This window comes from Echinicola sediminis (assembly GCF_054777495.1).
In genome coordinates, this window is record NZ_BAAHAP010000031.1 from 1 (window position 1) to 24,775 (window position 24,775).

A 24,775-nucleotide genomic window follows, 5' to 3' on the forward strand; every position below is an offset into this window, starting at 1 on the left:
GCTTGCGATTGTCAAACTGCTCAATGAATTGCACGTAGGTGTGACGATATTCTTTTTGCTAAGCGGTTTTATTCTTACCTACAAGTACTTGCTCAAAGACGGTTTAAGCTATACAAGGTATCTTTGGAACCGGTTCACAAAAATTTTCCCTTTGTATTTTCTGCTTACCAGTCTCACTTATGGGATTACAAGCTGGTATTATCAACAGTTCACGTCTCTAAAGTTCCTTGAATTGTTTCTGAACCTGACGCTCTTAAAAAGTTTCTTCATAGATTATATTTTTACTGGAATTGCCCAAACTTGGACGCTTACAGTGGAAGAATGTTTTTATATTGCCTCCCCGCTGATGGCCCTTATTCTTTTCAAAAACCCAAAGAAAAGACTATTGACACTTCCTTTGATGATAATATCAATCGGGATCATGCTTATGTATTTGGGGCAGTTGATTTTGCCGGCAGGATTTATTCCATCTCTGCGATTTTTATTTAATTTTTCCTTTTTCGGTAGAATCTTTGAATTTGTGGTAGGGATGGTATTGGCCAAACTCTTTATGGATGAAAAATATCGCTCGAACAAACATTTTACGCTGACCGGATGTCTGGGAATACTTCTTTCCATCTATTTATTATCATCAATTGCCAACTATCCTCAAACAGGTGACCATGATTGGCTTGGAATTATTATCAACAATGCTCTGCTGCCCATTATTGGAATAGCTCCCCTGATCTGGGGGCTACTTAACGAAAAGACATGGTTAGGTCACTTTTTAAGTTCACCCCCGCTTCAGGTGTTAGGAAAAAGCAGTTATGCCTTTTACCTAATCCATATAGGAATTTTTCAGGAATATCTTTTTCTCCACATTCCTTCTTTATTTACGCTGCTCCTCCTACTCTATTTATTATCCTTCTTTCTCTACTATTGCGTAGAAACTCCGCTAAAAAAGAGGTTAAGGAACCTCATTTAACGGGATTTCAGGAAAAATCTCCCTTATCAGTAAGATAAAAAAGCGTTTTCTTTAACTGATATTATTAAGTTTGCGTTTCATGAATTTTCTATAAAAGCTCTTGCCTCTTGTCTCATTTTTTGTGAATCAAACGTATTAGTACCATTAGCCAATATTTGACTGCTTTAATTAATGTCACAACTTAGAAGCATTTCGATAATTATCCCCAATTACAATGGGCGTGAGTTATTGAAAAAATACCTTCCGTCCACTTTTAAAGCTGCCGCTGCAGCACAGGTACCCTATGAGGTAATCTTGGTGGATGATGCTTCTAAGGATGAGTCCCTGGCTTTTGTTCGGAAAAACTTCCCTGAAGTAAAAACCGTGGTCAATAAGGAAAACCGTGGATTTTCCTTTACCTGCAACCAAGGAATAAAAGCCGCCAAAATGGACCTGGTCCTTTTGCTGAATTCCGATGTGGCTTTGGAAGAAAATTATTTCGAGAAACTTTGGAAGTACTTTGAGCAACCGGACACCTTTGGCGTGATGGGAAGGATCGTCAACACCAAAGGACACATTGAAGATGCCGCACGTATGATGGCCTTTCAAGGGCTGAAGTTCAAAGCCACGCGCTTTTATTACAGCACGCATCCTGATGCATGTACTCCCACGGCCTATCTTTCCGGTGCCAATGCCCTGGTGGACCGCAGGAAATTACTGGAGCTAGGGGGCTTTGATGAAATCTACTCCCCCTATTATGTAGAGGATGTGGACCTTAGCTTTAGGGCCTGGAGAATGGGCTGGAAATGCTATTACGAACACCGGGCAGTCTGCCACCACGAGGTAAGTTCCACCACCAAAAAAGAGCATGGCAAAAGGCACCTTTATCCGATCCTTTACCGCAACAAGTTTATCCTTCAGGCCATTCACCTGCAAGGAGCTGCCTTTGCCTTTTGGCAGATGCAATTGTTGCTAGTGGAAATCCTGCCAAGGCTAATACTGGGAAAATGGTGGATTCTAAAAGCCTATGCCCTCTATTTAAAGAGTAAGGACCAGATAGCAGAAAGTAAAAAAAGATTGCCAAAACAGGCACAATCCAAAAGCCTGTTTGATATAAAAAAGGAATACTTTGACCCCTTAAAAGAGAGAGAGGTGGAATGATTCAAAGGTTTGAAGGTTGGAACGACTATTTCTACGTCATCGCGAATGGACCCCGATGTATTGGGGGGAATGAAACGATCCCGAATTCTGAAAACGAGATTGCCGCGTCGTATCTCCCTGTCCAAACGGACAGGGAGACTTGCAACGACGGAACCGATAAAAAAACAGTACCTTTGCGGGAAAATTAAGCACTGTACCAAATCCGGCCAAGGGCCGCTAAAAAACGATTACCAAAACACGTGAAAACCTATTTCAGATTACTGGCATTTGCCAAACCCATAGAAAAATTTGCCATCCCCTACCTTATCTTCACATTGTTGGGGGTGATCTTCAATACCCTGAACCTGGCCATGCTTGCCCCTTTGCTCAGCACCCTGTTCAATACGCAGGGGGAAGCTCCTGCGGAAATGGTCAGGCCGGAAAGTTGGACCGATGTGTTTGGCTACCTGAACTACTATGCCCAGATGGCAAAGGCAGAATACGGTGCCCTGGGAGCCTTGCAAGCCGTTTGCGCGGTGATCATCCTCTCGGTGCTTTTGGGCAATATTTTCCGCTACCTCTCCCAGTTGGTCATGGAAAACCTCCGTATCCATACCTTATTGAACCTGAGAAAGAGGGTCTTTGACAATGTCATGAACCTGCATGTGGGCTATTTCTCCAACCAGCGTAAAGGGGATATTATCTCCAAAATATCTTCCGATGTGCAGGTAGTCCAGTTTTCGGTGACCGGTACCTTACAGGTCATTTTTAAGGAACCCCTGCAGCTGATCGCCTATGTATTCATGCTGTTTGCCATTTCCTACAAACTGACCATTTTTTCTTTATTGATCATTCCTGTGTCGGCCTTCTTTATCGCACAGATCGTCAAAAGGCTGAAAAAACAGGCTTCCCAGGCCCAACACCTGTACGGGGTGATGATCAGCTACCTGGACGAGGCCCTCTCGGGAATCAAGATCATCAAGGCTTTCAATGCCACCGAGATGATCAAGGATAAGTTCCACGGAGAAAATGTCCGCTTTTCCATGTTGGGAAAGAAAATGGCCAAGCGCCAGCAGATGAGTTCACCTGTTTCCGAATTCTTAGGGGTGACCATGGTTTCGGGCATCGTGCTTTATGGCGGCTCCTTGATCATCAACAACCAATCGGAACTCAGTGCCTCTGACTTTATCGCCTATATTGCCCTCTTCAGTCAGGTGATGCGCCCGGCAAAGGCCTTGACCAACTCCTTCAGCTCCATCCATTCCGGCCTGGCAGCGGGAGAAAGGGTGCTGGACCTGATGGATGAAAAACCGGCTATTTCCGATGCCAAGGATGCCGTCGAAATCAAAGACTTCAAGGAGAAAATAGACATCAAGCACCTTTCCTTTTCCTATCCGGGCAGGCCTGTGCTGAAAGACATCAACCTGAGCATCCCCAAAGGGAAAATGGTGGCCTTGGTCGGTCCCTCAGGAGGAGGAAAATCCACCATGATGGATCTATTGCCCCGCTTTATAGAACCGGACAAGGGCCAAGTGCTCATCGATGGAAAGGACATTTCCCATATCACCATGGATTCCCTCAGAAACCTGATGGGTATGGTCAACCAAGAATCCATCTTATTCAATGACAGCATTTTCAACAATATCGCTTTTGGCACACCTGATGCCACCGCTGAGGAAGTAGAAGCGGCAGCCAGGATTGCCAATGCCCACGAATTTATCATGCAGACCGAAAACGGCTACCAATCCAATATGGGCGACCGTGGCCTGAAGCTTTCCGGAGGACAAAAGCAGCGGATCTGCATTGCCCGGGCGGTGTTGAAAAACCCACCGATCATGTTGCTGGACGAGGCCACTTCCGCCCTGGACACGGAATCCGAAAAACTGGTACAGGATGCCCTGAACAAGCTGATGAAAAACCGTACTTCCCTGGTCATTGCCCACCGGCTCAGCACCATTCAGAATGCGGATATCATCGTGGTGCTGGAAGAGGGAAAAATCATCGAACAGGGCAAGCACCAGGAACTGGTCGCCGAAGATGGCCTGTACAATAAGCTGGTCAATATGCAGCAGTTTAGTGAAGTGAGTTAAGTAATAATACAATGCAAAATAAGATTAAACCAATAGCTATTTACTTACCCCAGTTTCACACTATTCCAGAAAACGATGAATGGTGGGGAAAAGGATTTACTGAATGGACAAACGTTCGTAAGGCCACTCCTAGATTTAAGGGACATTATCAACCTCATGTTCCTTTAAATGAAAATTATTATTACCTAGATAACGTGGAAGTAATGAGAAATCAAGCCAAAATGGCTAAAGAATATGGCATTTATGGTTTCTGCTTTTATCACTATTGGTTCAACGGAAAATTACTTTTGGAAAAACCTTTACATCAATGGTTAGAGAATAAAGACATTGATTTTCCCTATTGTCTTTCTTGGGCCAATGAAAACTGGACCAGAAGATGGGATGGTAAGGATAAGGAATTACTTATTGGTCAAAATTACAGTTTAGAGGATGATAAAGAACACATAAGGTACTTAATGAAGTTCTTTAAGGATGATCGTTATATCAAAGTAGATAATAAACCAATGCTTTTGATGTATAGATCAGAATCCCACCCTAATATCAAAGAAGCTACTGATCTATGGAGGGAAGAAGCCATTAAGGCTGGATTTGATGATCTCTATTTAGTTCGAACTGAAAACTTTGAAAGGAATATTGACCCAAGCGAGCACGGTTTCGATGCAGGGATGGAATTTGCTCCAGATAGCACTTTGCAAGGAAAAAAAATACATAAGAAAAAAATGGGGGAATATTTAATCAGAAAATTTCTTCATAATTCTGGAATTAAGAAGGACCAGATATACGAAAATGGAATTTATGATTATCCTACTATGAAAAGTAACATGATAAGTCGTAACATTCCTGATTACCCCTATTTCCGATGTTCTTGCCCTTCTTGGGACAATTCTGCAAGGAGAAAACAAAACGCCATCATTTATAACGATTCTTCTCCGGAAGAATTTAAAGACTGGTTAAATTCAATTAGTAAACTAACTCAAACCTACCTTCCAGATAATCAACAGTACATTTTCATAAATGCTTGGAACGAATGGGCTGAAGGATGTCACCTAGAACCTGACACCAAGTGGGACTCCAAATATTTGGAAGCCGTTAAGGAGGTCTTTAAAATGGAAATGGATTAAGTTATAAAAGGGTCAATAATGAGTAAGGTATCTATAATAATCCCAATCTACAATTATGGTTTTGTCCTTGAAGAGACCCTACAAAACCTTTTAGAGCAAAGCTATAAAGATTGGGAAGCCATAATTGTCGATGATGGATCAACTGACAACTCAAAAGAAATTGTCCATGATTATGTAAAAGTCGATGATAGAATTATATATGTATACCAAGAAAACAAAGGAGTTTCTGCCGCAAGAAATGTAGGTTTAAACCTTGCGAAGGGTGAATTCATCCAATTTCTTGATGGAGATGATCTTTTAAGCAAGGATAAACTAACATTACAAGTCCAACACTTAGAGAACAACCCCGAAATAGATATCAGTTATACCAATAGTCAATATTTCGAGAACGGGAATCAAAAAGTGTTATTCCCCGACAAGGAAATGTTAGGAAATGAATGGATGCATAAAATTCATGGAAGAGGGTTCAAAACAATTAAGACATTAGTTGATCAAAATATTGCAGTGATTAGTAGTCCTTTGTTTCGAGGATCTCTTTTAAAAGCTTCTAGTAGATTCCCTGAAAACACTCCATATTTAGAAGATTGGGAGTTTTGGATAGAATTAGCCTTCAAGAACTTCTCATATCACTATTTTGAAAATCCTGATGCCTATACACTCATTAGAGTTCATCCCAAAAGTGCTAGTTTTGATATGTTACCAATGAGAAAACGGGACTTAGTATTGAGAGAAAAACTAAATGATCTTATAAAATCAAGTAGTTTAAATCAATCTGAAAAAGAAGATTTATTGGCACTTAATAGGAAACAAACAGATGGTATTTTCAAGGGATTGATCTACAATACTCCTTTTTGGAACATAAAACAATTGTTGAAGTTGAAAAATCTTCCTCATAACAAAAGCTTCTATATTCTTTACTGCAAATCCATTAATTATCACAGAAAACAATTAATCAAGTCATGGAAAAAATAACTGAAATTGATATAATTATTCTAAGTTATGCAAAAGATGAGGCATTAAAAGAGGTAACAGAAAAAGCTGTTAAATCTTTAAATAAATCTGAGATTGGCCGTCCAATAAAATTCAACACAATTATCATTGAATCTGAAAAAGCACTATCTCCCTATCAATATCCCAATTCGAAAACCATTTATCCAAAGAAAAAATTTGGTTACCATAAATACATGAACATTGGTATAGAAATGACCAAAAGTTCTTATGTATGCATCTGTAATAATGATCTTATTTTTCATGAAAATTGGGCTAGTGAAATTTTAAAAGCTTTTAAATCAAATACTGATGTTGTAAGTGCTTCTCCTGCTTGTTCAATTCATCATCCAAGCCATGACATCCAACTTTACAGTGGAAATCACTTTGGATATGAGGTAAGAAAAGAATTAGTTGGCTGGTGTCTTTTTTTCAAAAGATCCATGCTTAAAAAGACAGGAATGTTAGATCCCAATTATAAATTTTGGTATGCAGATAATGATTATAGCAATACGCTCAAGAAACATGGGCTAAAACATTTCCTTGTAACTTCTTCTATCGTAGACCATATGGAAAGCAGGACTTTGAATACTAAAAGTGAAGAAGAACAGAGAAAATTAACCCAAAGAGAGAGATTTTATTATGAATACAAATGGGAAGGGCGGAGTTATTTTTCCTATTTAAATAGACTTAGAAAATTCAAATAGAAAATTAATCCAAAATAAGATGATTCATGATAATAAGGTCTCAATCATTATTCCAAGCTATAACTACGGTGAATATATTCCAGAAACCATAACCTGAAAAATCAATCACACATTAATTGGGAAGCTATAATAATTGATGATGGATCCACTGATAATACTTCAGATATAGTTAAACAGAATACGTCTGATGATCCCAGATTTATTTATAAAAAAATTATCAATAAGGGTAATGCTGGGGCACGAAACGTTGGTTTAGATATTGCCTCTGGCGATTATGTGCAATTTTTAGATGCAGATGATTTATTGAGTCCTAAAAAGCTTGAAATTCAACTTCATGGATTAAAAAATGAAAAGGAAAATGTAATTTCTTATACCCATAATACCTATTTCAATCATAATGAGCCCCATAAGCATTTCCCTGACTTTATGATGCAGGGGGTAGAATGGATGCCAAAAATTTCAGGTAATGGATCCGAAGTCTTATCAACATTGATGGTCAATAACTTTGCCGTAATAAGCAGCCCCTTGGTCAATCATAATTTCTTAAAATCAAACAGGATCAGATTTCCAGAATGTTTAAACAGTAAGGTGGATTGGATATTTTGGATTGATTGTATCCTATCAGGAGCACACCTTAAATATATAGAGCATCCCGAAACAACAACAATGATTCGTAGACATGCCAAAAGCATCACTGTCCAAGAGAATGTTTTAAAATTCGGTGAGTTGCATGCTAGAGATGTGATTAATAAAAAATTATCAAGTGCAAAATTGGATGTAAATGAAAAATTAAGATTAGTTAAAAAAAATAAACATGGGAAGTCAGAATTTCTGAAACAATTATTTTACACAAATTCCTTCAAAAACAAACAACTATTAATATCACTTTTCAAAAATACTGGCCCCATAACTTTTGTCAAATATTTCCTTAAGGGGCTAAACTTTAAAAGGAAAAAAATACGCTAATCAATGCGCCCAAAGATTAATTGAAAATTCAAAATTCGAAGAAAGGTTTTCGGATATTCAAAAAAACATGATAAAAGATAAGTGATTGATGCCATAACATTAGGCCATGACATCAATCATTAAATATTTATTCTACTACTGTAGGCACTTCATAATCTGCTGAAAAGGTTACTTCTGCAAGCTCATTGGTCCCAATATGGCGTAGTTCAAAACTGACGATCGCACCATATTTTCCTTCTCCATAAAAAGGGTCCTCTGCTCCTGATTCCAGCATGGATTTAAAATGTTTATAATTATTTAAACCATCAAAAGATAATGGAATTACTAAGCCATTCCATCCCCTCGATACACTGACAACAAACTTGGTCTTTTCTAACACTTGCTTTTGGTCATCTGAAAGCACTTTATCTTCAATTAAACTCAATAAGGCTTTTTCTAACTCTTCATAAGAACTGCTAGATTCAAAAAAGACTGCAGCCATTCTTCCCATATTAATTCTCGAAACGTATACAGGGGTCATACCCTTAAAAACTTCATCATCTGCAGACTCTTTAATTAAGGAAGAACCAGCTGGGACCTCCAAATCATAAGAATAATTAATGGTTTCTGAAAAAAACACCCCTCTACTTTTTCCGTCCTTTTCGCCATATTTTATCTTATCAGCCACAGCATTTTTCAACATAAAAGAATTTTTCCCTCCCAACTCCATATATAAATGGTCCATGGAGTAAATGGGCTTCACCCATTGCTCATGAGATATCGTGGTTTCATTGGCTTTGGCAGGTGGAGTAGGATTTAAATAGATGGAGGTATTTTCGAATTCAGCAAAATTCCCATAGGTAGGAATCATCACTTGGCTGGCTGGAATTACCCCCTCGAAACTTGAATGAACGGCTACTTCATTATAAGTATAATTGAAAACATAATCATAATTGTCTTGAGAGACACTTTCCAAAGTAATCAATGCTCCTGGATATTGCATATAAGCATCTCTTTCCAACAAAGGAAATGAATGATAGGTAATCGATTCACTCTTTGCCTCCCATACGATTTCATTTCCCCCTTCTTCGACAGAATTTTCCGGAAGGATTTCTGCTGATTCTTGACATGAAAAAACGGTCATCCCTAAAAAACTAACAATCAAAAACTTACGCATAAATAACAATGAATTTTAATATAATAAATAATTTACCGCAAAATTACACTTTTTATTCTTAATAAAAGTCAATTTATAGAAAACACCAAGGTTTAATGATAAATGGTATTTCAATTTTTTAATAATACCTGATGGTTCTTTTTCAATTCATGCCATGACTTGGAGTCATGGCATGAATCAGCCAGCCAAAACTGGCTTTACGGAACAAGGGCTCAACACTTCCCTGTAGATCCCCATTAGCTCCTCGGAGATAACACGCTGGTCAAACCGACGGATATTGGCATAGCCTTTTTGGACCAGTTCCGCTCTGTTGACCTCGTCGGAGAGGAAATCGATGTGCTTGACCAAGGTATCCGGATCATCAGGATCGCCATACAGGGCTGCTTCCCCTCCCGCTTCATGAAAGCAGGAACCTGTGGAGGTGATCACTGGAGTACCCATGCTTTGGGCTTCGATGATCGGTATGCCAAATCCTTCAAAATAAGAGGGGTAGATAAACACCTGGGCCATTTTGTACATGGCCGGCAAATCATCGAAAGCCACCTGATGCAGAAAATATACCTTTCCCTGCAGCCCAAATTCCTGTACCATGGCCTTTAGGTTATTGAGATAAGCGGTGGCCCTTCCCACCACCACCAGTGGCAGTTCCCAGTCGGGCCGAGACTTCATGGCCTTTAGGATCAGCTGGACATTTTTTCTCTTTTCGATGGTGCTGACAAAAAATAAAAAGCGCTCAGGCAGCTGATATTTCTGCTTAACTTCCAGCATCTGCTCCCAACTGACCTCCTTTTTGTAGTTTTCATGGAAGCCCTGGTAGACCACCTTTATTTTAGCCTCATCGATCCCCAAAAAGTTCACCAAATCCTTTTTGGTCTGCTCGCTAACCGCTACCACCTGGTCCGCCTCACGACAGGAACGCTCCATTTTCAGCTTATAGATCTGTACATCTATGGGATTGAACAGTTCAGGATAGCGGCAAAAAAGCAGGTCATGTACCGTCACCACATACTTGGTGGATTTGTTTTTAATGAAAGGAATTTCATTGCTCAAGCCATGGAAAATCTCCAACTGGTTGTCCAGATGCTTCACTCCTTGGTATACACTTCTCCATGCGCTGCTAAGCACCGGCAATTTCCATACATCGCTGGGCATTACGATTTTCTGATTGAAATTTTGGCAGGCAATGGCTATTTCCTCACTTTTTTTCCCATGTTCTGGAGTAAAAAGATAGTAGTGGTGGCCAGGAAAATTGTCACTGAGGGACTTAAGGATAAATCGGCTATAATTACCTAGTCCCGTAAAATTCTTAAATGCACGCTTCGCATCAAACCCAATTCTCATACAGCAGGCAGTTTAGTTGGTTTAGCAGGTCGATCTTGCACCCTTGACCACAAGACGCACCGAAAAATAAATCTGCTACAAAAGTCTATAAAAATTAGCGGAAAAATAATTTCTGGGCCGACAAGTTCTAAAATCCCTTCTGGATTGGCTCGTAATTTAAAACCTACCTTTACAATTCATGCCATGACTCAAAGTCATGGCATGAATAACTGTCTTTTTTGGTATATTTAAGTAGAACTTTTACTAACCTCTTTACTGAACTTTTTAATTATGATGTTACCAAACAATGTATATCACCTCTACAATCGCGGGAATAACGGCCAAGATATATTTTATGAAAAACGAAATTTCCTCTATTTTCTCAAAAAAGCAAGAACTCACTTCCTTCCTCATGTGGACATCTTAGCATATTGTCTTATGAAAAACCATTTTCATTTCTTGATCAATACCAAAGAAAGCTTTCGACAAAGCGGCTTCAGTAATGATCTGATGATAATGTTGCGCTCTTACACCAGGGCAATAAACAAACAACTTGGTCGAACCGGCTCCCTATTTGCCCAAAACACAAAAATAAAGCTATTGGAAACTCATGGAATGACTCAAAGTCATGCCATGAGTTCAACAAATGCGGACACCTACCCCTTTGTTTGCTTTCATTATATTTATCAAAACCCAATTAGAGCAGGGCTTGTAAATAGAATGGAACATTGGGAAATGAGTTCATTTCAGGATTATGCAGGCTTCCGAAATGGATCCTTATGCCACAAAGAACTGGCATATCAACTCTTAGATCTTCCTAGTAATCCTATTCACTTTATCAGGGAATCTTACGCTCTCCTTCCAGACGATATCGTTTAAAATTCATGCCATGACCCAAAGTCATGGCATGAATATCTAAAGTCTAAAATCTAGTGTCTAGCGTCTAATTCCTAATAAAGCAACTTGATAAAATAGCCGCCTACTACCGACCTGGCCCTGAAGTTCATCACCCGGGCATCCTTGGTTTCATGCCAATCACTGATGGGGACCCGGTTGGAGGTTTCATTGGCATACTTCCACATAGGAGCAATTAAGGCATTAAAATCCTCCTGATTGTCCGCCAAGGAAGCGGTCCAGAATACCCAGTCGGACTTGGTATAGGTTTTCCTGCTGTCCAAGGGAAGGCCATACTTTTCCTGCTTGGTGAGATAGTAAGCCATCTCCTTGTCTGCTACCGTCTCAGGGAAGACGTTTAGATCCAGGATTTCATCCCAGACCAAATTGTACTTTTCACTCCAGGTCCCGGGATTTTCAAAAGCCAAAGCATAGTGGTCACCGTCTTCGGCAAGCTCCATCCATTTTTTGGCCATCTCCCTTGCCTCCCGGAGATAGTCTGCCTCAACCTCTTTGTCCCCCATCATGCCGGCCAATTTTCCATAAGCAGCCAAAGCTAAAATGGCTTTGACTGAAAGATTGGCATTCCTAGCCAAATGGCCAGCAAAGTCATCTGTAGATAGCTGGTTGGCCGGATCAAAACCGCTTTTCCTGAGGTATTCGGCCCAGACGGTCAACACTTCCCAATGCTTCTTGGCATATGCCGCATCATTTTCCTGGTCCACAATGGCCGCTGTCAGCAAAAGCATATTCCCCGCTTCTTCCACCGGCATATCCTCTCCATAAGTCTGCCCATTGGCCACCGGATAGGTACCCAGATCATGGGCTGGAAATGGCTTCTTCCACCTTCCACTTTCGGAATAGTGGAAAATCCCGTTCAACATCCCTTTCATCAGGTCCGGATTGTAGTGCAGGAAAAGCGGGGCCGAAGGATAGGTGACATCCACCGTATTGATCGAACCGTTGCTATTGTTTTCTTTGGACAGAAAAAGCAGTTCACCTTCCGGGCTTTCCACCAAGGTATGGGCCGAGATGGCCTGTCGGTAAGCCAGCACGCACATATCAGCATATTTTTCTCCTCCTGCCTTTAAGGTTTCCTTATACAGCTTCTTATCAAAAGCCTCACAGCGTTTGATGATGCTTTCATACTCACCGGCAGCCCTTTCGAGCAGGGCTTCGAAAGTACCTCCTTCAGCAGTCTTCCACCAAGGCTCCAGGTTTTTGCCGAAATACTGAACAGCTAGCTCCTCATCATAGCCCAGCAAAAACACCTGCTCTTTAGCTTTGGAACCTACATTTCCCATATCCACAGCCGTATTTAGCATCAGCCCCCTCGACCGCCTATTTTCCTTTGGAAAATGCTTTTGCTCCAAGGTACCCAAGATATTATCCCCCTGGCTTAACCAATGCTGGCTAGCTTCATCCTTCACCGTGGCCACATAAATTTTTCCCCAGTCAATCCGGACATCATCTCCTTTTCTACCCAGAACGTTTTGCTCTACAGTGCCGGCTTTCATGATATCCAACTTTCCCTCCTGATACCTGGCGGCAGCAACTTCCTGACTGGGAAGGTGTACCGCCAGGTCGGTGGATACTCCGAGGAGTATTTTAACATCATGCTTTTTGGAATCTAAACTCCTAACCTCTGCGCTAACATAAGAAATGGGCCTGGCCATCAGGTCAAGATCATCCATGAGCAATGGTGAGGTAAAATTCACCGTCAGTGCAATACCTCCACACTCAAAATCATACTTGGTTTGGGTAGCCGAAAGTTGAACATTGGTCTGTACAGCAGGATGTATCTGCGACATCTCTGGAAGCTGGTAATCCTCTGCCAATCCCAGGTCCAACCACCTGTCCCCGGCAGTGTTCTTAATATGCACCGCCAGTACATTATCTTTTTTCCTTAACTTTTGTTTTACTGACTGAGGAATCTCCACATACTCAAAGCGATTTAACCAACCTTCAAGCTCATAAACTCTTTCTCCGTTCAGAAATACTTCGATATTGTCATCATGGCGGATTTTCAGGTGAAGATTGGTCAGCTTCTCTACATCAGCCAGGTCAAAGCTTCTCCTTAGCCACAGGTGCTCGGTTTGCCACAAAGTCCCTCCCACATCCTTATGATCAGTAAAAGGGGCTTGCCCCTTTTTCCAGGAACTGTCATCAAAACCGGCCGATGTCCAATTGCCGGAAGGTTGATGTTCGGTATAACTCATGCTGTATGCCTCCTGTTCAGAAGTAGGGACCACTGCATGATAATATTTCTCCTCTTTTCCTAAAAAGCGGAAAGTCTTTCCGTCCACTTGCACCAGTCCCAGCAAACCATGATTGGCTGTGGTCCAATGCTTTGGAGACTCTTGGTTAAGCTGGTCGCCCATGGACCAGATACTGAAATTGGGATTGTGGGTTATCAGTGGATAGGCCGGAGCCCTAAGCGCTTCTTGCGCCAAGGTCTCCTTCCCCATCACTAAACCCAACCCAAGGGTAATGGTAGTTAATACTCTTTTTACTCGTTTCATAGGTTTAATTTATTGGCAACTTTTCCTTGCCTGTTGGTATTGTTATTCATCTCAAATTCAGAGGCGGTCTAATAATAGGGAAATACATCATCACGGACGAAGCGGAGTGATCTACCTGAACGCGCCTTGCACATGAAAGTAGGATGGGAACTTATGAGACAGCCTCTCAACTATTGGCTACTTTCCTCTCAATCCTTTATTTCATCCTCTTGTGCATCTTCATCCATCGCCTCAAGGGCTATTTTTCGAATACGGTGGTTCATCTGGTCTCCTATGTAAAAAGCCTTGTCTTCTTCACTATAGGCTATTCCGGATGGCCTGTCAAACCTTGCTTCTTCCCTCAGGTCTCCGTCGACATAGCCCCAAGGATCAGGATTGATACTGGAACTTCCCCTGCCGGCAAATGTGGTCACACTGCCTTCCGGCGAAAGCTTGCGGATGGCATGGTTATGCTGGTCGGTAAAATAAAAATCGTATTCGTCAGGTTTCCCCTCTCCCACATAGTCCTCATTTTTCACAAATACTCCCTGGTAGGGATTCCTCAAACGAACATCCGAACCAACGCCGTCCTGATAACCGGCACTTCTCAGCTGACCACAGACCAGATAGGGCTGGTTGAACTGCTTCTTGTCCCAATTATAATCTACACGGAGGATGTAGTGCTGGTTAATGACCAAAATATAGGCATAGTTTCCAGAAGGATGCATGATGACTTTGTATTCCCACTGGGGGTCATGGACCACAAACAAAGTTTCATAATCTTTGACGCCCAAGCCTTCAGTGAAATACTTATTCAGATCAAACCGGAAAAACTGTCCCTTTTCGTAACTGTTGAAATAAAGCTCCCCATTGACAGGGTGGACTGCGGCACCATTACATTGTCTGTATCTTGTCAGAATTTCGCGATCTTGCCAATCTTTGTCCCTGGACAAGCGGTAAGTGGCACGGTCGTTTTCCCCTCCCCGGTCTTCAGCTATGATCATATGTTGGCCATCCAATGTAAAATCAATACTTCTGGGCCTGTCAAAGTCCGAGCGTTTTTTGGTCACCGTACTATCCTCCAAATCAATGAGGTAGAGCCCGTTGTTAAAGTCAAAAACTGCCCATAGATGCTTTGGATTTACGGGGTCAAACTTCAGAAAGGAAGGTTGCCAAAACCCACTTGCCATGTCAATAGGGTTATCAGCCTTAAACTTTCCATCTTTCCAAGGTTCATCACCCCGGTCATTTTTGTATCCGATCAAGGTGGATACCACCATTTTTCGCTGATAATCAAAATACTTGTTGGAGCTACCGGTAACACGCCTGTCCTCTTCACCTACCCTTACTTCAATATCTCCACCAAATGCTTGCCTTGGAACCAGACAGTAGAGGGCATCTCCTTTTACGTTGATCACTATTGCCTCTTTTCCTCCTATAAATACCGAAACGATATCTGGATCAGTCCCGAAGTTTTCTCCGTAAATAACAAGGCGCTGCCCTGCCCCTCCTGATGAGGGGGTAAAATTGGAAACCACTACAGGTTTTGATGGATCAAAGGGAGATCCTTCCTCCAGGCTTTGCTCTTCAATTTGACAGCCGTAAAAAAGGCCAACTACTAAAGCCAATATCAAACAGGAGGTCCATCTCCCCCTTTTTTTATTTATTATATTTATACGCATGTTTCAGAGTTTTAAAGTTTACATTACCATTCTATTGCCTGGTCCTCATCAGGGATTTGGGTATTTAACTGGCGCTCCAAGATCAATGAACCCGAAACCTTATAATTGATATCGACATTGGGTACCATGGTATAATCCGAAAATTGATAATCAATATTATTAATGGTGATATAGCGGTGCAAAAGATAAGGGCGGACATCATCCATCTGCTCGGTGATCGTATAACTTGCATCTTTATTGACCTGAAACTTCATTTCAGGATTGTCAGAATGGAAGGTTACTCCCCCGCTTTGATTGAAAGTAGCGTAGATTTTATAGTTGCGTCGGTCTTGCCGGTCTTCATCAATATTTCCCGCATAGAAGAAAATGGTGTTTTCATCCACTACATAGCCCCGGATATCCTCCTTTACGATGGGGGTTTCATTTTCGTAGCCTTCCATACTGGTTTTCAAGGCTGTGCCGCTGTAGGTACCTGAATAATCATTGAAGGGGTGAATGCGCAAGATAGCTTTACGATAATACTTCCGGGGGTTTGCTATATAATTATTGCCCGGATCATCCTCAATGGTCAGGGGAAGTACCCACTTATCGACCATATCGATATCTTTTAGGGTAAAATCGATGGCCATTAAGGAAGTATTCTCACCCGCCTTTATATCCACTGTGGAAGGTATAGTGTAGTATTTACTGTCCAACTCCCGGTAATAAAAATCTTCACGGTTTTGGAAATGCTCGTAATTCAGCACATCCAGGGTATCGGCATCTACGGCAACGTGCACCGTTCTATTGATACTGTTGGTCCTGGACCCGCTGACGATCAAAGGCTGCTGAAAGGTGGTTTTCTCCTCGCCTCTATAGCGTATATAGATATCACACACCCCTTCACTGTTTAGGGGTGCTTTGAAGGATATATAATTTTCAAATTGTTCTTCGGTCCACTCATCATTGCATGCCCCGCAGATGATAAACAACGAGAGCAGAAGAAACGACATATATGATTTATTCATGATAAGGTGTTTTAAATTAATCGTTATAAGTCCATCCGGGATTCTGGGTAAGTCGGTGGTTCCGCTTTAGTTCTGTATGGCTGATCGGCCAAAACCACATCTTATCGGCAAAGGTGGTTTCAAGCGCCCAAATAGCTACAGGTTGGTGAAAAAGATCCCTTTCATTTTCGTTCATAAGCACATTGCAACCGTATATCGGCAATGATTCCTCCACAGGAGCATCCATCCAGCGGCGCAGGTCGTAATAGCGCTGCCCCTCTCCCAAAAGCTCGATAAAGCGCTCCCGCTTCAACCTTTTTCTCAACTCATCCTTGTCCGCATACACACTGGCAGGATAGTCGGGAACACCCGCACGGATACGTACGGGATGAACACCCCTTTGTATCTCGGCAATGTCCCGCGAGATACTATAACTGCCACCATTCCAAGAGGGCACAGTATAGGAACCTTCCAGCTCATTCAAGGCTTCCGCGTACAATAGCAATATATCCGCATAGCGAATGGCAGGCTCCGCTTTTGGAACGATGTTGCCCATATTTCCGCCCTCGTAAGTGTCATTGGGATGAACAAATTTCTTCACACCGAAACCCGTTCTTAGCCAATAGGCATTGGAGGAATTGAACCCGTTCCCCTTTGGATTATCCCGGTAGTAGAATACCTGCTGGTTGCGGTTTCTTTCTTGGGATTCATTCAACAAGGTCCAGAAGCTTCCATTATAAGCCACCGAAGCATAGAACCTGGGCTCTCTGTTTGCATATTGCAATGAAACACCTGCTCTCAAAGGCCTGTATTTACCGGCATCATAATCCTCCTGACTTACATAACCGCTGACACGTTCTGAACCATCGCCCCGGCCAATTTCCCTGTCTTTTCCCGGCACATCAGTACCATCGTTCATGTAATAAGCATCAATCAGCTTTTGGGTCAGACCATGGGTATTCCATCCGGTAGCAGACCGAGGCAACTGGTGGGCGACCATCGCCCGGATGCTTTCTCCATCTTGGTTATTTCCTCTGGTAAAAATCAATTCAGGGTTACCAGAAGGCAATAAGGTACCATTAAACACCTGGGCGTATGATTTTGCCGGGTCAATATCCGCCCAGCCCTCAGGCCAGCTGCTTTCTGAAAAATTATCGTCATCGGGAGGAATAACCGTGGCATCTTCACCCGTTTCCTGAACGGGTACCGTGTACAGTTCATAAACCCCAAGCTCAATGACGTCTTTGGCCGCAGCAGCTGCTTTTGCCCATTTCTCTTCTTGGTAATCTCCGGAAAGAAGGGGGGCACCTTGGTCATCTGTCAATCTGCTCGCAAAATTTGAGCTGTTCCCATTGGCCAAAGGACTTGCTGCATAGGTCAGTGCTTTGGCCCTGGTGGCCAAAGCTGCTCCTACAGAAGGTCGGGCAGAGCCATCCTGGCCACGTACCATCCCAAGAGTTTCCATTTCACTTGCTGCCAATAACATTTCATCACTGATATATTCCACGCATGCTTCATAGGTACTTCTGGGAATAGCCAACTCATCGTAACTGTCAGTGTAGTCAAGGCCCTCATCGGGCAACAAAGGAACAGGACCATATTTTCGTAACAAAAGCCAATAGAAATAGGCCCTGGCAAAACGGGCCTGCCCCCTGTAGTCCTTGATCTCTACAGCTGACAACTCCCTATTCATATATACATTATGGATGAAGGTGGATGCATTGCGGATACCGCGATAGCATTGGGTCCAAGTTCCCTGCTTGTCGTTTTCAGTATATTGACCCATTTTGAACATATTGTATGAAAGCTCGTTCTTTGAAGGGTCAAAATCCCTATCCCTATCCCCATAATACATTCCATCAGCAAAATTATGTGGGGTTACCCCCTTGCTTGCTACATCCGCATTGATGCCTCTCAGCTCCTCAAATACATTGGCCAGCCACTCTTCCGTATAAATTTTGCTTTCAAATACCTTTTCTTCGGTAAGCCTGTCCTTAAAATATTGACCGGAATCCAGGTAGTCACCGACACAGGAAGAGATCAATCCTGCACACACAAACAATAGTATAATATAACGTCTTTTCAAATTCATCACTTCTCAGTTTACAGATTAACACTAATACCCAATGTGATAGATTTAGCAGGAGGATAATCTTCTCCCCTAGGTGTGGCCAATTCCGGATCCCAAAGTTTGAATTTTGACCAAGTGAACAGATTGGTACCAACCACAAACAAGCGGATATTATTGGCCCTGATCAGCTTGGTCAAATGATTCGGTAGGCTATAGCCAAAATCTATGGTTTTGAGGCGGAGATAACGGCCATCACGTAACCAAAAAGTCGATTCCCTGAAGTTGTTCGGATTGGGCCCGAAACTTAGACGGGGATAAGAAGCATTGGGGTCCTCGGTGGAAGGATCTTCGGATATATCGGAATCAATCCAGCGGTTGTTCCCCATAATTCCCTTCATGACTTGGCCCCACTCACCTTCGCTGAAGGCAAATACCGTTTTTCCGAAAGTGGAAAAAGTGGATTTACCGGCACCTTGAAAGTGCACACCGAGGTTGAATCCCTTCCAGGAAGCGGAAGCTCCTAAGCCGTAAATCAAATTGGGTCTCCTGGTAGCCCCGATCGCCACTCGGTCTCCGTCGTTGATGACCCCGTCCCCATTGACATCTTTGTATTTAATATCGCCGGGCTGATAAGTTCCAAACATTTGTGTAGGGCTGTTTCGAATATCATCATAATCCTCAAACAGGCCCAAGGCCACCAAACCTCTGGATTGGCCTACCCTAAAGCCTTCCTCATTCTGATAGGGATAGACATTGTTCTCCTCATCCCTCTCGATGATCTCGTTTTTACTGTAGGTGATATTACTCCGAGCAGTCAGCGTGACGCCTCCGATTTGCTGTATGTATTTGAAGCGTCCGTCAAAACCCCGGGACTTCACGATTCCCACGTTTGCCCTAGGCGTACTTTCCAGTCCGACCATCGCCGGCAAAAATTGGCGCGCCATATAAATCCCGGTACGTTCTTCATCAAAGAAGTCGAGGTTAGCGGTGATCTTATTCGTTTCGAAATCAAAACCTAGGTTCTGTTTGGTCGCCACCTCCCAGGTCACATAGGGGGATGCCACTTGTGAATACATCATGCCTCCAAAGTAGCGATCAAAGCCATAATCGGCCCATTGGTAGCCTCCAGCGGCATTTCCATCACCGTCAAAAATCTCTGAGATGGTATACAGGTAGGGAAAACGTTCGCCCCCCATTAACTGATCGTTACCTGCTTTTCCGTAAGAGTAGCGGATCTTAAACAGATCTACCCAGTGCAGATTGTCTTTTATGAACTGCTCTTCTGCCAGATTCCAGGCAAATGATACGGCTGGAAAAAAACCATATTGCTGTCCGGGCGCAAAGTTTTCCGAACCGGTATATCCGAAATTAAAGTTGGCAAAATAGCGGTATTGCCAGTTATAGGTCAACCGGCCGGAAACCGCTTGGTTTCTTCTGGATATACCGTTTTTGATATCGCTGCCGATATTGACCGTTTGCACATAGGCATCCCGGGTCAGCCGGGTAGCTGCACCGAAATTATGATCCCCTATGCTCCTGTCATAATTAAACATCAGGTCGTAAAACTCAAGTCTGTTGCCTGATGAACTACTGGACTGCTGCATCTCACTCGGGTTGGCAATATGGGTAAATACCAAGTCCCCGTTGACATCCCGGGCGCGTGCCGCACGCCATTGTTCTGGCCATTTACGGCGCTGTATATTATTACTATTTTGGGTATCGTACCCTACAATCCCCCTGAAACGAAGTCCTTCCGTAATAAAGCCAAAATCCTGCTCGATGGTCACGTTGGTTTGTACCGTGTTCACCCAGTTTTCATTGAAGCCTGTTTGGGTAGCCATTACCCAGGGATTGGTCTGATTTCCGGTGCCGATTGCCGGCACATAGCCGTTGGAGTAAGTGACGGGGGTACGAATGGGAGAATAGCCGAAAAGCGAACCCCAGAAATCGACGTCTCCCAAACCTGGGCTGTTACGCTTGCTGAGGGATCCGGCCACCCCTACTTTCACCTCTGTGGTTTCGGTGAGGTTAAAATCCGCGTTCAAGCGGTAGTTCCAGCGTTTGTAATTGGCATTGGTATTATAGTCATTCTTCAACGATTCATCGATTTCATACATCCCGCCCTCGTCGATATAACTGGCAGAGGCATAATACCTGGAGGTAGGCCCTCCTCCACTCATGTTCAGATTGGCTCGGTAGGTCATGGCGCCGTCTCTCAAAAGTAGATCCTGCCAATCCACGTTGGGATATAAATCAGGGTCCAGTCCTAATCGTAAGATCTCCAATTCTTCCGGCTGATAAATAGGTGCATGGTTACGGGTAATCCGCGCCTCATTCAACAGCCGTGCATAGGTTACCCCATCTTCAAACTGTGGTGTGATGGTACGGGTATTATAAATAAACTCGTCCTTGAAGTTAATGTCTATTTTGCCGGCACTCCCCCGTTTGGTGGTAATCAGGATCACCCCGTTCGCTCCTCTGGAACCGTACATGGCCGTCTCCGCAGCATCTTTGAGCACGGTAATGGATTTGATGTCTTCTATATTGAGCTCATTCAGGTTACGCTCTATATTGTCCACCAAAACCAGGGGATTTGTCCCTCCTCCAAAAGTGGATATACCACGGATCCAGAATTCAGAAATGTTCTTTCCCGGCTGGCCCGATTGCATCATGCCCAAAACTCCCGGTACATTACCGGCCAGTGCATTGGACAAACTAGAAGTCGGGTTGGATTTCAGGTCCTCGGTATTCACAGTGGAAACCGCACCGGTCAGCGATATTTTTTTCTGCTCACCAAAGCCCACGACCACCACTTCTTCCAGCGATTCTGCATTGACTTCCAGCACTACATCAATCTTGCTTTGGGTACCGACCTCTACTTTTTTGGAATCAAAACCGATATAGCTAAACATCAGGGTTTTGCCCGGAGCCACATCAATGGAATAGTTTCCTTCAATATCGGTGACCGTGCCCCTATTGGGCTCCCCTTCTACTAAGACAGATGCTCCGGGGAGCGGCTCACCGTTTTCATCGGTTACCACACCGGTAATTTCCTTAAACAGTATAGGAGTTGGGGTCGGTAGTACCACTCCTTTATCCTTGATTTTCTTGACACTGATGCTGTTATTCACCTGTCGGAATTCCAGTCCTAGACGCAATGCCATCTCTTTTAAATGTTCTGCTACGGTAGCCTTTTGGTTGGAAACACGCACCAGCTGGCTCTTGTCAATATTCCTGTCGGTATAAAAGAAATGGAAGTCCGTGTTTTTTTCGATCTGATCCAGTGCCTGCTCCAATGTTTTTTGGTCACCGGACAGCTGTATAAACACCTCTTCTATGCTCTTTACCTGGCCGAATGAATCGCCCGCCAGGACCGAGCTCATGGTCAAGGTCAGGAAAATAAAACAGTAGCCTGCATATTTTGAGACCATAATAATTTTCTGGGTTAAATTTTGTTTCATATTTTGGGTATATCAATTTAACATAGGTTATAAGGGCAGTTGGAGGTCCAGTCCATATGCTGCCTTTCGTTGGATTGATGCTTGGTCCGGGAAAGTATTGCAGTACAGTCCCGGACTCTTTTTTTTGGATTCATCTTGTCATAGGCGGGCTTATTTTAAGGGTTAAATTTCAAGTCTACTTGTTGCTGATGGATCTGATAGTCAAAGCCAATGGAATGCCCCAGGATATTGAGGACGTTGCTCAGGTATTCATTTTTATCAAAAGTTCCTGAGCATAAAAAACCTTTGTCGTATGCTCCTTTGATGTTGATCTTGACATTGTACCAGCGCTCCAAGGTCCTCACCACCTCCTCAAAAGCAAGGTCATCAAAGTGAAGGATCCCCTCTTTCCATAAAAGCACCTTCTCTACATCAATCTTTTCTTTTCTGAAATCTTTGTTTCCTCCCTCACTGATAATGGCTTCCCCGGGGATCAATTCATCCCGCCTGTTGCCGGAGATTTCCTCCACTTTTACCTTTCCATCGGTAAGGGCTATTTCTGTGCTGGGGGTATCTTTGTATGCCTTGATATTAAAAGCTGTCCCAAGGGCCGTGGTGGTCAACCCTTTGCTACTTACACTAAAGGGATGTTCCTGATCAGGGTACACCTCAAAAAATGCTTCACCGGTCAAGGCTACATTTCGGTTAGACTTAAATTCCTTAGCATAACGGATGGAGCTCTCTGCGTTCAGATAAACCTTGGTTCCATCAGGCAACATAATTTTAGACTTCTGCCCGGCAGGATTGGATTTTGAAACCCAGGCAACTGTTTCCGTTTGTTTTATTTGATTGGCCGCAAAATACTGATAGCCCAAAATGCCAATGGTAAAAAGTATAGCCAAGCTTGCTGCTATGCCTAAACCCCAGTTCTTGTCGGATCTTAGTTTGCGTTGTTTTGTAGGAGAAGAGTAATCCTTTGTGCCAATTTCCTTACTGATCTCTTTAAACAGGGCTTCCTTGTCCCATTGACCTTTATCAACCATTGCAGGTTCTTCCTCATCCCAGTTTCTCTTCAATTTGGAAGACATGTAATCTTCCCCTTCCTTGGAATGGTACCAGTGCAAAAACTCTTCAGCTTCTTCTTTGGATAATTGTCCTTTGTGAAATGCTTTTAGCTGTTGTTCTCTATCCATTTGTTTCGGTTTACAAATAGATATAGCTCCAACTCCGCCGGACTACTCATATGGAAATGGATTTTTTTTGAAAAAAATTAATGGAACTCCCTGAATTCCCTTTCACCCTTAATAGTTAATAAAAATATACGATTATCCGGAATTGCACCAGTAAATTTTTTCTCACAGATTCCACAGAATTCCACGGAATTAAAAAACCTTTTCTGTGGGTTTCTGTGCATTCTGTGAGACATGGTTTGCTAACTTAGAGCTACTGGTGTCTTTGCGGATATACATATAAAAATAAAACATGAAGAAATGAAGGTATTGAGAACATTAAGAAATCACCCCCAATAAACCACCCCCTTAATTTTCCTTAAAGCCTTAATGGTTCAAAAAAAACTAATCATGAAGAAGTGAAGGGATTAAGGACATGAAGAAATCATCCCCAAAAAAGCCACTTCCTTAATTTCCTTAAAGCCTTAATGGTTCAAAAAAAAACTAATCATGAAGAATTGAAGGGTTTAAGGACATGAAGAAATCACCCCAAAAAAAGCCACTCCCTTAATTTTCCTTAAAGCCTTAATGGTTAAAAAAAACTAATCGTGAAGAATTGAAGGGTTTGAGGACATGAAGAAAACATCCCAAAAAAACCACCTCCTTAATTTCCTTAAAGCCTTAATGGTTCAAAAAAACTAAACATGAAGAATTGAAGGGATTAAGGACATTGAGAAATCCCCCACAATAAACCTCCCCTTAATTTTCCTTAAAGCCTTAATGGTTCAAAAAAACTAAACTTAATTACTTCAGAATATAAATTCCAAAAACAACAGAAAAACACTAAAAGAAACCCCTTGTACCGCCTCCAGCTTTTCCTTAAGCGCTTTGGTGGCCCTGTAGATTTGATTTTCAACAGTCCTTACAGACAGGTTCAGCTGATTGGCTATTTCTTCGGCCGACATATGCTTCGCGGTCTTCAGCATAAAGACTTCCCGTTGCTTTAGAGGAAGGGAGTCAATTGCTTCGGTGGTAAAAGCATGAAGATCTTCATAAATCACCGCGTCTTCAGTGACATTGGAAAAATCCCTGCCCATAGGAATGGCATAATGCTGATAAGCCACAAATCGCGCATGCTTTTTCGCTTTTTTAATTACATAAGTACGGACTATAGAAAAAATGTAGGCATTGATCGACAGGCTCGCATCCAGCTTGTTGCGGTTTTTCCATAGGTACATAAACACCTCTTGGACTACCTCTTCCGCATCATGATGACGAAGCTCCATTTTTCGGCTTACCCGATATACTTTGGAAGCATACCGCTGATAAAGACGATGGTAGGCAGCTTCATCTCCCTGCCGGATTTCATCTACTAAATAAGCGTCTTCGGTTTCAATGGTTATAGGGTCAAATTGTTCCATTATAAATCTACCAAAACATACTAAATCGGTTTAGCGAATTAATCAACAAAAAAGGCGAAACGCCTTCTTTGTTTAAAGGAACATAAATGCTTTATAAAAAGCAAGCCACCCCTTCATTTATTTCTCACAAAATATACTTTTCAGAATATTATTCCATAAAAGCAGCGAACACTTTCCTAAA

General features: G+C 42.5%; 17 protein-coding genes. 8 read left to right on the forward strand and 9 right to left on the reverse strand.

All coding sequences use genetic code 11. From position 1 onward, the window contains the following. From ACYVAA_RS10110 to ACYVAA_RS10140, 7 genes are all read left to right on the forward strand, one after another. Positions 1–964, forward strand: a 964-nt coding sequence (locus ACYVAA_RS10110; protein WP_460541154.1) for an acyltransferase family protein, incomplete at its 5' end; no start/stop codon positions are given. A gap of 171 nt (positions 965–1,135) precedes the next feature. Continuing rightward, a complete protein-coding gene (locus ACYVAA_RS10115; protein WP_460541156.1) occupies positions 1,136–2,104 on the forward strand; it encodes a glycosyltransferase family 2 protein in 969 nt (322 codons plus the stop codon). 239 nt (positions 2,105–2,343) lie between these two features. Beyond that, the gene (locus ACYVAA_RS10120; RefSeq protein ID WP_460541159.1) at positions 2,344–4,173 is read left to right on the forward strand and encodes an ABC transporter ATP-binding protein; all 1,830 of its coding nucleotides are present in this window, start codon (positions 2,344–2,346) and stop codon (positions 4,171–4,173) included. An 11-nt stretch (positions 4,174–4,184) separates the two neighbouring features. After that, the gene (locus ACYVAA_RS10125) at positions 4,185–5,294 is read left to right on the forward strand and encodes a glycosyltransferase WbsX family protein (RefSeq protein ID WP_460541161.1); all 1,110 of its coding nucleotides are present in this window, start codon (positions 4,185–4,187) and stop codon (positions 5,292–5,294) included. A gap of 18 nt (positions 5,295–5,312) precedes the next feature. Next, positions 5,313–6,266: a glycosyltransferase family 2 protein gene (locus tag ACYVAA_RS10130; protein ID WP_460541163.1), complete on the forward strand. Its 954-nt coding sequence runs from the start codon at positions 5,313–5,315 to the stop codon at positions 6,264–6,266. After that, positions 6,254–6,988: a glycosyltransferase family 2 protein gene (locus tag ACYVAA_RS10135; RefSeq protein WP_460541165.1), complete on the forward strand. Its 735-nt coding sequence runs from the start codon at positions 6,254–6,256 to the stop codon at positions 6,986–6,988. Before ACYVAA_RS10130 ends, ACYVAA_RS10135 begins: the two co-directional genes overlap by 13 nt. Positions 6,989–7,081: 93 nt before the next feature. Continuing rightward, positions 7,082–7,954: a glycosyltransferase family A protein gene (locus ACYVAA_RS10140; RefSeq protein ID WP_460541239.1), complete on the forward strand. Its 873-nt coding sequence runs from the start codon at positions 7,082–7,084 to the stop codon at positions 7,952–7,954. A gap of 127 nt (positions 7,955–8,081) precedes the next feature. Here ACYVAA_RS10140 and ACYVAA_RS10145 read toward each other — a convergent pair whose 3' ends face one another. Then, positions 8,082–8,936 (reverse strand): hypothetical protein, encoded by an 855-nt coding sequence (locus ACYVAA_RS10145; RefSeq protein ID WP_460541167.1) that lies wholly within the window; start codon positions 8,934–8,936, stop codon positions 8,082–8,084. 351 nt (positions 8,937–9,287) lie between these two features. Next, the gene (locus ACYVAA_RS10150; RefSeq protein WP_460541169.1) at positions 9,288–10,451 is read right to left on the reverse strand and encodes a glycosyltransferase family 4 protein; all 1,164 of its coding nucleotides are present in this window, start codon (positions 10,449–10,451) and stop codon (positions 9,288–9,290) included. 270 nt (positions 10,452–10,721) lie between these two features. On the opposite strand from ACYVAA_RS10150, the gene ACYVAA_RS10155 reads away from it, so the two are divergent. After that, on the forward strand, positions 10,722–11,309 hold the full coding sequence (locus ACYVAA_RS10155) for a transposase (protein ID WP_460541171.1): 588 nt from the start codon (positions 10,722–10,724) through the stop codon (positions 11,307–11,309). Between the two features lie 71 nt (positions 11,310–11,380). On the opposite strand, the gene ACYVAA_RS10160 is transcribed toward ACYVAA_RS10155, so the two are convergent. The 7 genes from ACYVAA_RS10160 to ACYVAA_RS10190 all read right to left on the reverse strand — a co-directional run bounded on the left by ACYVAA_RS10160 (position 11,381) and on the right by ACYVAA_RS10190 (position 24,594). Continuing rightward, entirely contained in the window at positions 11,381–13,846 is a 2,466-nt protein-coding gene (locus ACYVAA_RS10160; protein WP_460541173.1) for a glutaminase family protein, read from the reverse strand. Positions 13,847–14,034: 188 nt separating this feature from the next. Beyond that, positions 14,035–15,507, reverse strand: a complete 1,473-nt coding sequence (locus ACYVAA_RS10165; protein WP_460541175.1) for an IPT/TIG domain-containing protein — start codon at positions 15,505–15,507, stop codon at positions 14,035–14,037. A gap of 23 nt (positions 15,508–15,530) precedes the next feature. Next, positions 15,531–16,514, reverse strand: coding sequence for a DUF4973 domain-containing protein (locus ACYVAA_RS10170; protein WP_460541177.1), 984 nt, complete (start codon positions 16,512–16,514; stop codon positions 15,531–15,533). A gap of 16 nt (positions 16,515–16,530) precedes the next feature. Next, entirely contained in the window at positions 16,531–18,585 is a 2,055-nt protein-coding gene (locus tag ACYVAA_RS10175) for a RagB/SusD family nutrient uptake outer membrane protein (protein ID WP_460541179.1), read from the reverse strand. 11 nt (positions 18,586–18,596) lie between these two features. After that, positions 18,597–22,025, reverse strand: coding sequence for a SusC/RagA family TonB-linked outer membrane protein (locus tag ACYVAA_RS10180; protein ID WP_460541181.1), 3,429 nt, complete (start codon positions 22,023–22,025; stop codon positions 18,597–18,599). 155 nt (positions 22,026–22,180) lie between these two features. Continuing rightward, on the reverse strand, positions 22,181–23,197 hold the full coding sequence (locus ACYVAA_RS10185) for a FecR family protein (protein WP_460541183.1): 1,017 nt from the start codon (positions 23,195–23,197) through the stop codon (positions 22,181–22,183). Positions 23,198–23,982: 785 nt separating this feature from the next. Further along, a complete protein-coding gene (locus tag ACYVAA_RS10190; RefSeq protein ID WP_460541185.1) occupies positions 23,983–24,594 on the reverse strand; it encodes an RNA polymerase sigma factor in 612 nt (203 codons plus the stop codon). Positions 24,595–24,775: the final 181 nt, after the last annotated feature.